8 protein-coding genes are annotated in these 14,118 nt (G+C 65.4%); 2 read left to right on the forward strand and 6 right to left on the reverse strand.

From position 1 onward, the window contains the following. The first annotated feature begins 3 nt into the window (after positions 1 to 3). On the forward strand, positions 4 to 1,218 hold the full coding sequence (locus LZD57_RS14145; RefSeq protein WP_233720128.1) for a GGDEF domain-containing protein: 1,215 nt from the start codon (positions 4 to 6) through the stop codon (positions 1,216 to 1,218). Positions 1,219 to 1,276: 58 nt separating this feature from the next. Here LZD57_RS14145 and glgB read toward each other — a convergent pair whose 3' ends face one another. From glgB to LZD57_RS14160, 3 genes are read right to left on the reverse strand one after another with little or no spacing between them, the layout of a single operon-like run. Continuing rightward, positions 1,277 to 3,499 (reverse strand): 1,4-alpha-glucan branching protein GlgB, encoded by a 2,223-nt coding sequence (gene glgB / locus LZD57_RS14150; RefSeq protein ID WP_233720129.1) that lies wholly within the window; start codon positions 3,497 to 3,499, stop codon positions 1,277 to 1,279. Beyond that, on the reverse strand, positions 3,496 to 6,828 hold the full coding sequence (gene treS, locus LZD57_RS14155; protein WP_233720130.1) for a maltose alpha-D-glucosyltransferase: 3,333 nt from the start codon (positions 6,826 to 6,828) through the stop codon (positions 3,496 to 3,498). Before treS ends, glgB begins: the two co-directional genes overlap by 4 nt. Before the next feature lie 30 nt (positions 6,829 to 6,858). Continuing rightward, on the reverse strand, positions 6,859 to 8,901 hold the full coding sequence (locus tag LZD57_RS14160; RefSeq protein ID WP_233720131.1) for an alpha-1,4-glucan--maltose-1-phosphate maltosyltransferase: 2,043 nt from the start codon (positions 8,899 to 8,901) through the stop codon (positions 6,859 to 6,861). A gap of 454 nt (positions 8,902 to 9,355) precedes the next feature. Here LZD57_RS14160 and LZD57_RS14165 point away from each other — a divergent pair, with 454 nt between their 5' ends. Continuing rightward, positions 9,356 to 9,949 carry a hypothetical protein gene (locus LZD57_RS14165; protein WP_233720132.1) on the forward strand — a complete coding sequence of 198 codons (594 nt, stop codon included), beginning with the start codon at positions 9,356 to 9,358 and terminating at the stop codon, positions 9,947 to 9,949. Positions 9,950 to 9,952: 3 nt separating this feature from the next. Here the strand turns inward: LZD57_RS14165 and guaD are convergent, their stop codons facing one another. From guaD to LZD57_RS14180, 3 genes are all read right to left on the reverse strand, one after another. Beyond that, the gene (guaD, locus tag LZD57_RS14170; protein WP_233720133.1) at positions 9,953 to 11,347 is read right to left on the reverse strand and encodes a guanine deaminase; all 1,395 of its coding nucleotides are present in this window, start codon (positions 11,345 to 11,347) and stop codon (positions 9,953 to 9,955) included. 31 nt (positions 11,348 to 11,378) lie between these two features. Further along, positions 11,379 to 12,632, reverse strand: a complete 1,254-nt coding sequence (locus LZD57_RS14175) for a urate hydroxylase PuuD (protein WP_233720134.1) — start codon at positions 12,630 to 12,632, stop codon at positions 11,379 to 11,381. Positions 12,633 to 13,018: 386 nt separating this feature from the next. Continuing rightward, entirely contained in the window at positions 13,019 to 14,110 is a 1,092-nt protein-coding gene (locus LZD57_RS14180; RefSeq protein WP_233720135.1) for a BMP family ABC transporter substrate-binding protein, read from the reverse strand. Between the last annotated feature and the right edge of the window lie 8 nt (positions 14,111 to 14,118).

Raw genomic sequence — 14,118 nt, forward strand, 5'->3', positions numbered from 1 at the left:
CCGATGCACGTCGACGCCTATACTCTCATCCTCCTGACGAGCGGCGTCACCCTCATCTCCTGCGTCTGGCTGGCATGCGAATGGTGGCGCGGGCGCGAAGCATCGCTTCGCAGCTGGAGCATCGGTTTCGGCTGCATCACGGTCGGCTGCTCGATCTCCCTCCTGCGCCTGCGCGGCTTCGATTCCCTCGGGATCTGGTTCAGCTATGTCTTTCTGATCCTCGGCCATGCGCTGTTTCTGCGAGGTTGCCTGAGCCTCACCCGTTCGAAGGCGGGCGCGAGCTGGCTGGTCGGCATTCCCGTCTGGGCCGCCTGCTACGTCCTGCCCGATGATGGCGCCGCCCCCACTCTGGTTTTGGTGATCACGATCGTGGTGGGGCTTTACGCTGCCGTCTGCTCGACGATCCTGCTCCGCAGCGGCGCGACGAACCGCCACGCCCGGATGCTGGCAGGGGTCTTCGCCTTTCATGCCGCCGCCTATGTCGTGCGCGCCGCGCTCGTCGGCGTCGAGGGCGGCTTCGTCAGCCTGCAGAGTTTCAAGGGCTTCGCCATCGAGGCGGTGCTGTTCGAAGGGGCTCTCGTCGCCGTCGCCCTGGCCATTCTGATGGTTTCGGCCGTGCGCGAAGAGCGCGAGGCGGAACTGACCGCACGGGCGGACACGGACCCGCTGACGGGAACGCTCAACCGGCGGGCCTTCTTTGCCGGAGTGCCGATCCTCCTGTCGATCGAGCGGCGGCGGCCGTCCGGGGCGGGAACCGTTCTCATGCTCGATCTCGATGCCTTCAAGCAGCTCAACGACGGCTTTGGCCACGGCTTCGGCGACGACGTCCTGCGGCTGATGTGCGAGGTCGTCGGCCGGCATCTGGAGCCGGGCGAACTCTTCGGCCGGCTCGGCGGCGAAGAATTCGCGATCTGTCTGCCGGCCACCCGCCTCGCGGAAGCGCGAGCTCGCGCCGACGCGATCCGATGCGATTTCGCCGCAGCGGCCACCGCATTCGCCGACGGCCGCGGAGAACCGACGCTCAGTATCGGCGTCGCCGAAGTTTTCGGACCCGGCGATCTGAAGGACGCGCTCGACCGTGCGGATGCCGCTCTCTACGTCGCCAAGCGCGCCGGCCGCAATCGCGTCGAGATCACGTCGTCGCGGCCGGAGACCATTCCGGCCGTGTCCATTGCCCTCGCGCCGAATGCTCGCGGAGCCCTGGCCTCCGCCGCCTGAACCGACGCCGCCACGAGCGCCCCGCGCCAATTCGCGGCGGCAGCCCGAGAACTGACCGTCAGCCCTCGTGGACCATCACGACGGTGGCGAGCGGCGGCAGGGTCAGCGAGATCGAATAGGGCCGACCGTGCACCGACTCGTCCTCGGCGGTCTTGCCGCCCATGTTGCCGACGTTCGAGCCGCCATAGATCTCGGCATCGGTGTTGAGCCGCTCGGTCCAGGTTCCGCTCTTCGAGACGCCGACGCGGTAGCCGTGGCGCGGAATCGGCGTGAAGTTCGAGACGATCAGGACCTGACGGCCCCCGCGATCCTTGCGCAGGAAGGCGATGACGCTCTCCTCGACATTGGCGGTGTCGACCCATTCGAAGCCCGCCGGATCGCAGTCGAGCTGATGCAGTGCCGGGATCTCGCGATACATCGTGTTGAGATCGCGCACGAGACGCTGGACGCCGGCATGGTTCGGCTGATCGAGGAGATGCCAGTCGAGGGACTGGTCGTGGTTCCACTCGGCCCACTGGCCGAACTCGCCGCCCATGAACAGGAGCTTCTTGCCCGGATGGCTCCACATGAAGCCGAAATAGGCTCTCAGATTGGCGAATTTCTGCCAGTCGTCGCCGGGCATCTTGCCGAGCAGCGAGCCCTTTCCGTAGACGACCTCGTCGTGGGAGAGCGGCAGGACGAAGTTTTCCGAATAGGCGTAGACCATCCCGAAGGTCATGTGGTGATGGTGGTAGCGCCGGTTGACCGGGTCTTCCTGCATGTAATGCAGGGTGTCGTGCATCCAGCCCATGTTCCACTTGAAGTGAAAACCGAGACCGCCGGCATAGGTCGGCTTGGAGACGTCCGGAAAGGCCGTGGATTCCTCGGCGTGGGTGGTCGCCCGCGGGAAGTATTCGCCGATCCGCTCGTTGGCGTCCTTCAGGAAGGCGATCGCCTCGAGATTCTCGCGCCCGCCATAGATGTTGGGCTCCCATTCGCCGTGATTGCGCGAATAGTCGAGATAGAGCATCGAGGCGACGGCATCGACGCGCAACCCGTCGATGTGGAACTGGTCGAGCCAGTACATGCCGTTGGCGACGAGGAAGTTCCGCACCTGCGGACGACCATAGTCGTAGATCAGCGTGTTCCAGTCCTTGTGGAAGCCGCGGCGCGGGTCGGGATGCTCGTAGATCGCCGTGCCGTCGAACCGGACGAGACCGTGGACGTCGGTCGGGAAGTGTCCCGGCACCCAGTCGAGCAGGACGCCGATCCCCTCCTGATGCAGCGCGTCGACGAGACGGGCGAAGGCTTCCGGCGAGCCCCAGCGCGACGAGGGCGCGTAAAGGCCGATCGGCTGGTAGCCCCAGGAGCCGTAGAACGGATGCTCGGAGACGGGCAGGAACTCGACATGGGTGAAGCCCATGTCCTTGACGTAGGCGACGAGTTCGCCCGCCAGATCGTCGTAGTCAAGAACCGCATTGTCGGGGCCCCGGCGCCACGAGCCGAGATGCACCTCGTAGATCGAGATCGGCTTCTCGCGGTTCTGCCATTCGGCCGATTGCGAGCGGAATTCGTCGTCCTTCCATTCGTGCTCGACCAGACCGTCGACGATCGAGGCCGTGGAAGGCGCCGTTTCCTGCAGGAAGCCCACCGGATCGGCCTTCAGGGGCTGGATGTTGCCGTCGGGGCCGATGACCTCGAACTTGTAGACCTCGCCGCGGCCGAGATGCGGGACGAACAGCTCCCAGACGCCGCATTCGTGGCGCTTGCGCATGACCGAGCGGCGGCCGTCCCACGAATTGAAATGGCCGACCACCGAGACGCGGCGGGCGTTGGGTGCCCAGACGGCGAAGGCGACACCGGGCGTTCCGTCCATCGTCGCCGGATGGGCGCCGAGCTTCTCATAGAGGCGATAGTGGCTGCCCTCGGCGATGAGATAGACGTCCTGATCGCCGAGGATCGGGCCGAAACGGTAGGGATCCTCTTCGTCCCAGCCGGCTCCGCCGCCGTGGCTGTAGCGGATGCGGTAAGGCGCCGTGCCGTCGAGGCCCGGGACATAGCCGGAAAAGAAGCTTTCCGGGCCGAAGGGTTCGAGCGTCGCGAGTTCCTTGCCGGCGCCGTCGATCACCGTCGCCGAATGGGCGCCCGGGCGATAGACCCGGACGATCGCGCCGCCTTCGACGCCGAACCGTCCGAGGACGGAAAACGGGTCGCCATGGACACCGCGACCGATTTCCCAGGCTTGGTGCTCTTCGGGACGATGCTCGATGCCGGCAGGGGATGTCGCAGGAGTGGATGTCATTTCAGAACCTGTCGTTTCTCGAGGAGGGCGACGATGCCGCGCAAGGGAATCGACAACCAGGCGGGCCGCATGGCGGCCTCATAGCGAAGTTCGTAGAACGCCTTCTGCAGGACGAAGAGGTCGAGAAGCTGCCGCGTCGGCTCGTCGAGAGCGATTTCGGAGGCCTCGCTCCAATGCTGGAGGAACTGCTCCGTGACCTCGTCGCGCCAGCTCGTCGCCATCTCCCGCAGCCGCTCGCCGGTCGTCTCGTCGACGGGCCCGGCACGGTCCCTGGCGGCGAAGGCGGCATAGTCGAAGGATCGCACCATGCCGGCGACGTCGCGCAGCGGCGAGCTCTTGGCGCGCCGCTCTTCGAGCGAGCGCCCGGGTTCGCCCTCGAAGTCGAGGATCACCACGTCGTTTTTCGCGACGAGGACCTGTCCGAGATGATAGTCGCCGTGGATGCGGGTGCGGTGAGTGCTGACCTTCATTCCGCCGAAGCGGTCGAACCAGGTCAGGATGTCCTTCTCCGACCCGAGCAGCCGCTCGACGTTCTCCAACTCCTCCGTCGGCAGGTTCGGCTTGGCCTTCGCCAGCACCGCCAGGGCGTCGGCGGCATCCTTCTTCGCTTCGCCGACGATCGCCATGTAGCTGTCGTCGTCGAGGGGTTCGGGGTCGAAGGCGGCGTCGCCGGTCGTCGTCGCCAACGCCGCGTGCATCTCGCCCGTCCGCCGTCCGAGAACCTCCGCCGGGTCGATCTGGATCTGCAGCTTCGGCTCGCTCAGCGCTCCGACCTCGTGGTTCTCGTCGGCCATCGGCTGCTGGGTGTAGGCATGGTCGCGCAGATAGCGGGCCAGCGCTTCGACGATCACCGTCCAGGCGTCGCCCTGGTTCTGCACCTGCTCGAACAAAGCCGCGATCGCCGTCCTCGTGCCGTCCGGCCGCACCAGTTCGATCGAGCCGTAAAGGGCGGGGGCCGCCTCGAAGTCGGTCTTCTCGGTGAGGAAACGCGTGACCTCGAGTTCCGGCTGGATGCCGTCGCGAAGCCGGCGATAATATTTCAGGATCGCCTCGGCGCCGATCAGGAGCGAGGTGTTCGACTGCTCGCCCGAAAGCACCCGGATCGCGTCCGTATCGACCAGCAGCGACTGGGCCAGGCCCTCCCGCTCGCTCGTCGACGCCTCGACCACGAGCTGGCCGTCGGCAAGATCGACGTTCACGTCGGCAGCGATCAGCGCGATCATCACCTTGGCGAAGTCGGCGCTGCGCGTACCGTCGATCAGCGCGCCGATGCGCGGGCCCTGACGGACCTTGGCGATGGTGTAGGGCAGATCGGGATCATGGGTGGACAGGTGCTGCTCGCCCCAGCGCACGGAGAGAGGCAGGAGATAGTTCTGCACGCCCTCGGCGGTCTCGACGCTCACCTCCGTCAGAAGATGACGACGGCTGTCCGGCGTCGGAGCGCCGAGCACCGCGACGTCGAGCTGGCGCGGCTTCGCCGACTTGCCGGCGAACCAGCGCTGATTGGCCACATAGCCGGGCAGGTCGGATTTCAGTTCGGTGAGATTGCGTCCGCCGATGGTCGCTTTCAGATCGCCCTGGGCGACCAGAGTGGAAAATGCCGGCAGCGGCGTCGGAATGGCCGGGTAGCGCTGCTGCGCCGAGCCGCCGTCGGCAAGGTCGAACCAGAAGAAGCCATAGGCCGGCAGCGTCAGGACATAGGGCGTGGTGCCGATCGGCGGAAAGGCCGAGAGGCCGAGCATCTCGATCGGCACGCAGCCGGCATGGTCCGCAAGGTCGATCTCGACCGCCTGGGCGGAGCCCGAAAGATTCGCGACGCACAGCACCCGTTCGTCGGCGTGTTCGCGCAGATAGACGAGGATCTTGCGGTTCGACGGCAGGATGAAGGTGATCTCGCCGCGGCCGAACGCCTCCTTCGTGCGCCGCACCTGGATCAGCCGCCGCATCCAGTTGAGCTGCGATGCCGGGTTGTTCGACTGCGCCTCGACGTTGACCGCCTGATACCCGTAGACCGCGTCCTGGATCACCGGCAGGTAGAGCCGCTGCGGATCGGCGCGCGAGAAGCCGCCGTTGCGGTCTGCCGACCACTGCATCGGCGTCCTGACGCCGTCCCGGTCGCCCAGATAGATGTTGTCGCCCATGCCGATCTCGTCGCCGTAGTAGACGGTGGGCGTTCCGGGCATCGACATGAGAAGGGCGTTGAGAAGCTCGACCTTGCGCCGGTCGTTGCCCATCAGCGGCGCGAGACGGCGCCGGATGCCGAGATTGATGCGGGCCCGCGTGTCGGACGCATAGGTCGACCAGAGATAGTCGCGCTCCTCCTCGGTCACCATTTCGAGCGTCAGCTCGTCGTGGTTGCGCAGGAAGATCGCCCACTGGCAATTGTCCGGAATGTCCGGGGTCTGGCGCATGATGTCGGTGATCGGGTGCCGGTCCTCCTGCGCCAGCGCCATGTACATGCGCGGCATCAGCGGGAAGTGGAACGCCATGTGGCATTCGTCGCCCTCGCCGAAATACGGTCGCGTATCCTCGGGCCACTGATTGGCTTCGGCCAGCAGCATCTTGCCCGGATAGTGCTCGTCAAGATCGGCGCGGATCGCCTTCAGGACGTCGTGGGTCTCGGGCAGGTTTTCGTTGTTGGTGCCCTCGCGCTCGACGAGATAGGGAATCGCGTCGAGCCTCAGCCCGTCGACGCCCTTGTCGAGCCAGAAATGCATGATCGAGAGCACCTCCTCCATCACCTTCGGATTGTCGAAGTTGAGGTCCGGCTGGTGGGAGAAGAAGCGGTGCCAGAAATACTGGCCCGCAACCGGGTCCCAGGTCCAGTTGGAGGTTTCGGTGTCGGTGAAGATGATGCGGGTGAGGTCGTAGCCCTTGTCGTCGTCGGCCCAGACGTAGAAATCCCGTTCCGGCGAACCCTTCGGTGCACGGCGGGCCGCCTGGAACCAGGGATGCTGGTCGGACGTGTGATTGATGACCAGCTCGGTGATCACCCGCATGCCGCGCTTGTGCGCCTCCTCGATCAGCCGCTCGACGTCCTCCAGATTGCCGTAGGACGGATTGACGGAGCGGTAGTCGGAGATGTCGTAGCCGTCGTCGCGCAGCGGCGAGGGATAGAACGGCAGGAGCCAGATCGCGGTGACGCCGAGTTCCTGGATGTAGTCGAGCCGCGACAGCAGCCCCGCGAAGTCGCCGATCCCGTCGCCGTTCGAATCGGCGAAGGTCTTGACGTGGAGCTGGTAGATGATCGCGTCCTTGTACCAGTCGGGGGCGTTGAGGTCCGGCCCGGAAGAGGTTTCCGGCGTGACGATAGTGGCGATCTCGTTCATTGAGGCGGGCGCTTTCGGCGTTCTCGGTTCTTATCGGGTGAGCTTGAAGACGGCGTAGGGCCGATCCTGGGGGTTCAGCCACCAATGCTGGACCTTGCCGGTCCAGGTCAGGGTGTCGCCGCCCAGAATGTCGGTCGCACGGATCGTCCCGTCGTCGGGCAGGCCGAACTCCCAGAGCGGCACCTCGAAATGGCCGCCCTGGTCATGGTGCGGATCGAGGTTCACCATGAAGAGGAGGTAGGACGAAAGGTCTTTCGTCCGTTTGCCGAAATAGAGAACCTGGTCGTTCCAGAAATTGAAGAAGGCGAGCGACCGGAAATCCCTCATTGCCGCTTCGTCGTTGCGCAGCCGGTTGAAGAAGGCGATGTCGTCGCGGATGTTGCCTTCGGCATGCCAGTCGAAGGCGCGGATCTCGTATTTTTCCGAGTTGAGATATTCCTCCTTGCCCGGGACGGGCAGGAACTCGCAGAGTTCGAAGCCCGAATAGACGCCGTAATTGCCGGCAAGCCCGGCGGCGAGCGCCAGCCGCGTGCGAAATCCCGGCCGGCCGGAGGTCTGCAGATAGAGCGGGTTGATGTCCGGCGTGTTGACGAAGAAGTTCGGCCGCATGTAGTCGGCGCACTCCTCCGTCGTCAGCTCCGTCAGATATTCCGCCAGCTCCCATTTGGCATTCCGCCAGGTGAAGTAGGAATAGGACTGGTTGTAGCCGACCTTGCCGAGCCGCTTCATCACCTTCGGCCGGGTGAAGGCCTCGGCGAGGAAGATCGCGCCGGGATCGACCTTGCGCACTTCCGCGATCATCCACTCCCAGAACGGAAACGGCTTGGTGTGCGGATTGTCGACCCGGAAGATCCGGACCCCCTTGTTCAGCCAGAACAGGACGATGTCGCGCAGCTCGTACCAGATCGACGGCAGCGCCCCGCGGTAGAAGTGGACGTTGACGATGTCCTCGTATTTCTTCGGCGGGTTCTCGGCGAACTTGATCGTCCCGTCCGGCCGCCAGTCGAACCATTCCGGATGCTCCTTGATCCACGGATGGTCGGGCGAACACTGGATGGCGAAGTCGATGGCGATCTCCAGCCCGTGCTTTCCGGCTTCCTCGATCAGCCGGGCGAAGTCGTCGAACGAACCCAGTTCGGGATGGAGCGCGTCGTGACCGCCGTCCTTCGAGCCGATCGCATAGGGGCTGCCGGGATCCTCCTGAGCCGGCGTCAGGGAATTGTTCTTGCCCTTCTTGTTGGTCGAACCGATCGGATGGATCGGCGGGAAATAGAGGACGTCGAAGCCCATTTTTTGAATGTCGGGCAGGCGCGCGATGACGTCGTCGAAGGTGCCGTGCCGGTTCACGTCGCCCGACTGCGAACGCGGAAAGATCTCGTACCAGGCCGAAAACGCCGCGCGCTCGCGGTCGACCCAGACGGGCACGTTGCCGGGATAGCGCGACAGGTTCGTCCGCACGCCGCCCGCATGCAGCAGGGAGACCGCTTCGTCCGACTGCATCAGCGCATACTGACCGTCCGCGTCGCCCTTTTCGGCCAGCTTTTCGAGCCTTTCGCCCAGCTTTGCGAGGCCGCGCTGGTCCGCCTTGGAGCCGCGGCCGGAACCGGCCGCTTTCGTGACCAGTTCGCGCGCCTCGATCAGCTCCAGATCGGTGAGCTTGCCGGCATCGCGCTTCTTCTTCGCTTCGTCGCGCCACGTCGCGTAGAGATCGCGCCAGGCGATGATCGAATAGCGATAGGGCCCCGGCCGATCGAAGGTGACCGTGGCCGCCCAGCGGTCGTTCTCGACGAATTCGAAGCTCGTCTCGGACCATTTCGACGGATCGACGTCGGCCGGGCCGTAGATCAGCGCCGCGTCGATCTCGTCGTGGCCGTCGCAGAAGATGTCGGCCTCGACCGTCAGCGGCTCGCCGACGACGCGCTTGACGGCGAAGCGCCCGCCGTCGATCTCGGGCTCGACACCCTCGATGGCGACGCGGTTCTCGGCAAGGGCGAGAAGCAGCGCCTCGCTTTCGGGACTCTTCGCCTTGACGGCTTTCTTCGACTTTTTCGGCTGCAGATCGGCGTCGGCCATGCACGAACCTTCTTCGAAAGGTTTCGGGGTCGGATGAAGACCGCCATATGCGTCATGGCAGTCGCTGAGCACTTGGTTAAGGGATAGGCGGGCTGGGTCGCATGTCCAGTCGCAACGCCCGAAGGCCCGGGAAGTTCAGGGCGAGGCACGCAAAAAAGATCGGTCGTTGCATCCATCAAGACCATTGACCGACGAGGCGACGAGACAGAAGATTACATCTTCTGATGGGTCGGAGTTAGGGGATGGCCAAAGGTCGGCGGCACAGCGACAGAGGCGGTGCGGCCGACGAGCGCACAATCGGGAAGCACCCTTCCGGTACCGGCGAAGGCCCACTTTCGCCTGCCAATCAAAGACGCATCGCGCGTGCCATCGCCGAGCAGGATCGCGAGAGCGGGCGGGTCCCTCCCGATCCTCGTCCGCCGAAGGATCGCAAATAAATGAGATCCGTGCCTATATGAGCGTCATGAGCGACCTATCAGCCATCGAGAAGACGCGAATGCGTGCCATGCGCAATGGCGTTTATCACTCAATGCGGCGGCAGTTCTTCGAGCGCTGCGAGCGCGTGGCCAATCTGGCCGTGCTCCTGCTCGGGGCGGCGAGCGTTGCTCAGGTCGCAGCCAAGACCTTCGGCGCCGACAGTTCCGGTCTGGTATTCGGATTTCTTGTGGCTGTCGTCGGTGGGTTGCAGCTGGTCTTCAACTTTGGTGGCCGTGCCCGGGACCACGCGATGTTCCAAGCCCGCTTCTACGGGCTGATGGCGCGCGCCGAGCGGCCCGGCGAGGATCCGGATCGGACGGCTGCGGAGATCGAGAGCGAGATGGCGACGTTCTACGGTGAGGAGCCGCCCACCTATCATGTCGTCAATGCGCTCGCCTACAATGCCGTTCAGGACAGTTTCGGTCGCCCCGACAAACGCGCGCTTTTCAAGATCGGCTTCAAAGAGAACCTGTTCAAGAACGTCCTGCACTACTCGCCGAACGACCTGAAAACCTATGGCGAGATCGAGGCCGACAAGCGGCACGACGGGGGCAAGCTCGCATCCGTCTGAACGCTACTGCGCGCTTTCGCCGGCCTGGGCGCTTTTCGGCAACGGCGTCTGGTCGAGCTTCGGCGCCAGCGGCCGGTGGCCGGCCTGATAGCGGTCGTAGATCCTCCGGCCCGCGGCGTAGGTCGCCACGGTCGTTCGCTCGTCGCCGAGGATCATCAGGGCGAAGAGTTCCTCGGCCAGCGTCTCGACCCGCTCCATGCGCCGCCTCAGCGGCGCCGTCGCCCGGCTGTCGAGAACGACGAGATCGGCTTCGAGGCCCGGCGCCAGACGACCGACCTTGTCCTCGATCCCGACGGCTTCGGCATTGCCGGCAGTCAGCATGCGGAAGGCCTCGAAGGCCGGCCATTTCTGCCCGTTCAGCGCCAACACCTTGTAGCCCTCGGCCGCAGTGGTCAGCATCGAGTAGGACGTGCCGCCGCCGATGTCGGTGGCAATTCCCGTCTTCAGGCCCAGCGCGCGGGAGGCGGCGAGGTCGTAGAGCCCGGAGCCGAGAAACAGATTCGACGTCGGACAGAAGATCGCCGAGGCGCCCTTTTCGGCGAGCGCCCGACGCTCGCGCTCCGACAGATGGATGCAGTGGCCGAACAGCGCGCGCGGTCGCACGAGGCCGTAGCGCTCGTAGACGTCGGTATAGTCCTTCGACCAGGGAAAGGCTTCGGCGACATAGGCGATCTCGGCGTCGTTCTCCGACAGATGCGTCTGGATCGGCAGCTCGGGATGTTCGGCGGCGAGCGCGGCGGCGGCCGCCAGTTGCGCCTCGCTGGAGGTGGGAGCGAAGCGCGGGGTGATCGCGACTTCCAGCCGCCCTCGCCCGTGCCAGGCCGCGATCAGTTCCTTCGTCTGTTCGTAGCCGAGTTCGGCCGTATCCAGCAGCCCCTCCGGCGCGTTCCGATCCATCATCACCTTGCCGGCGATCATGCGGAGGTTCCGCCGCTCGGCCTCGCGGAAGAACGCCTCGGCGCTCACCGGGTGGGTGGTGCAATAGACCGCGGCCGTGGTCGTGCCGTTCGCCGCGAGCGTATCGAAGAGGAAACGCGCCGCTTCCCCCGCGACGGCGCTGTCGCCGTAGCGGAGCTCTTCGGGGAAGGTGTATTTCGCCAGCCACTCCATCAGCTCGGTGCCGTAGGAGGCGACGACCTGCGTCTGCGGCAGGTGCAGATGCGGGTCGATGAAGCCCGGCAAGACGAGATGCGGCCGGTGGTCGACGAGCGGCGTGCCCGGATCGAGCCGGCGGACGATCACGGGACCTTCGCCGACCTCGACGATGACCCCGTCCCTGACTACGACGATGCCGTCCTCGATGAAGCGGACGGCTTCCGCCTCCCCTGCGACGGCGGGATCGGCGTCGAAGGAGAGGAGTCGTCCGCGAATCGCGATCGTGCCGGCTTTTGCTGTCATCGGGGCGAAGATAGCGCCGTCCGCCGCGTTCTCACAGCCCCCGGCCCAGCCCCGGCGCCTTGCCGTCGGCGAGCCAGCGGGCCAGCACGTCCCGCTCGGCCGGTTCGAGGCCGGAGACGTTGCCGGGCGGCATGGCGTGGCTGCGCACCGCCTGTCGCTCGATCAGCGCGGCGTAGTGAACGACGTCGTCCGAGGTTTCGAGCGCGATGTTCTTCGGCGGATGGATCATGCCCGGCCAGAGCGGCTCCCGCGCGTGGCACATCGAGCAGCGCGACAGGACGATCGCTTCCGCCGCCTCGAAATGCGGCGAATTGGCGAGGGCGACCTGCGGATCGCCCCGCCATTCGCGCTGCGCGGTCTCGGCCTCCGCCGCCTCTCGCCAGCCCGGCGCGCCGGACAGGGTGATGACGACGACGAAGAGGATGCCTGCGACCGGCCAGCACCACCACAGCTTCTCGCCGGTCGCGTGCATGGTGTTGAAGAAGTGCCGGACGATCGCACCGATCAGAAGCACCAGCCCGGCGATCACCCAGTTCCACTCGGTCGCGAAGGCCAGCGGATAATGGTTGGAGAGCATCAGGAAGATGACCGGCAGGGTCAGGTAGTTGTTGTGCAGCGAGCGCTGCTTGGCCGCCTTGCCGAGTGACGGATCGGGGCTCTTGCCGGCCTTCAGGTCCGCAACGACGATCTTCTGGTTCGGAATGATCAGAAGGAAGACGTTCGCCGTCATGATGGTCGCGATCAGCGCCCCGGTGTGGAGCATCGCGCCACGGCCGGAAAAAACCTGCGAGAACAGGAAGCTGGAGACGACGACATAGACGAAGAGCACGGCGAGCAGCGCCGTGTCGTTGTTCTTCAGCGGCGACTTGCAGAGGGCGTCGTAGACGACCCAGCCGAGCGCCAGACCGGCGATGCCGATGAGGCTGGCGCCCCAGACCGGCAGGTCGGCGACTTCCGGGTCGATCAGGAAGAGATCGGCCTGGACGTAATAGAGCAGGAACAGCAGCGCCGCGCCGGACAGCCAGGTGGAATAGCTCTCCCATTTGAACCAGGTCAGCTCGTCCGGCATCGCGTCCGGCGCGACGGTGTATTTCTGCATGTTGTAGAAGCCGCCGCCATGCACCTGCCACGCTTCCCCCGAAACGCCCTCCGGCAGCTCCCGCCGACGCCTCAGGCCGAGGTCGAGGGCGATGAAATAGAAGGACGAGCCGATCCAGGCCATGGCGGTGATCACATGGATCCACCGCACCGCGAACTGCAGCCATTCGGAAAGGTATGTCCACATGCGGGCTCGGATTCCTTGGAATGAAGAGACTATAGAAGGCTTGCGTCGGCGGGGCCGCCCTCGCTTTCCGAGGCAAGAAGCGCCGCGTCTCGGGGACCCCCCCTCTGTCCTGCCGGACATCTCCCCCTCAAGGGGGGAGATCGACCCTGCATGGACGCCGCGGCTCGCTTTCGACGTCGAAGCCGACACCGGCACATGAGAAGGCGAAACGGACGAAGTTGCCGTTCTCCCCCCGTGTGGGGGAGATGTCCGGCAGGACAGAGGGGGCGCCTTGGCACGAACGGTGCAAAGACAGATCCCCCACCCCTACCCGGCTCTTCGAGGTCCAACCAGCCTTTCGACCGGCTGAACCTCCGGAGCCGCCGGGCCGCCGGGCTTCTTACGCCTCAGCTCTGCACGCCCTCGACGTACCAGTCCATCTTCAGAAGGTCGGCATCCGGGATCTTCTCGCCGTCGGCCACCTTCTCTTCGCCCGCCTGGTTCTTGATCGGGCCGGTGAAGACGTCGTACGCGCCGGCCTTGGTGCGGTCGACCATCTCCTGGGCGGCCTTCTTCACGTCCTCGGGCATCGCGTCGTTGAACGGCGCCATTTCGAGGATGTCCTCCTCCATGCCCCACCAGATGTCGCGCGGCTTCCACTCGCCGGCGAGCATCTTCTCGACCTCGTCGACGTAGTACGGGCCCCAGTGGTCGACGATCGCCGTCATGTGGGCCTTGGGCGCGAAGCTCGACATGTCCCAGGCCTGGCCGAAGGCGATGACGCCGGCCTCTTCGGCCGCCTGCAGCGGCGCCGGGGAATCGGTGTGCTGGCTGATCACGTCGACGCCCTGGGACAGCAGCGCCTTGGCGGCGTCGGCCTCCTTCGCCGGGTCGTACCAGGAGTTCACCCAGACCACCTTGGTGACGAAGTCGGGGTTCTTCGCCCTTGCCGCGAGGGTGAAGGCATTGATGCCCATGACGACTTCGGGGATCGGGAAGGAGGCGATGTAGCCGCCCTGGCCGGCCTTCGACATCATGCCGGCGATGGTGCCGAGCACGGCGCGGCCCTGATAGAAGCGCGAATTGTACGCGCCCATGTTGCCGGCCGTCTTGTAGCCGGTGGCATGGTCGAAGGCGACGTCGGGAAACTGCTTGGCGACCTTCAGCGTCGGGTTCATGAAGCCGAAGGAGGTGGTGAAGACGATGTCGTTGCCGCCCTGCGCCAGCTGGCGGATGACGCGCTCGGCATCGGGGCCCTCGGCGACGTTCTCGACGAAGCTCGTCTCCACCTTGTCGCCGAGCTTCTCCTCCAGGAACTTGCGGCCCTGGTCGTGAGCGAAGGAATAGCCGTAGTCGCCGACCGGGCCGACATAAACGAAGGCGGCCTTCACCTTGTCCTTCTTTTCGCCGATCGCGGCGCGGGCCGGCAGCCCGACGAAAGACGTGGCGCCGAGCGCTGCGGCACCGGCGAGAAGGCGGCGGCGGTTGGTTTCGAACATCGAGGTCT

It is taken from the genome of Jiella avicenniae, from assembly GCF_021390325.1.
GTDB lineage: Bacteria > Pseudomonadota > Alphaproteobacteria > Rhizobiales > Rhizobiaceae > Jiella > Jiella avicenniae.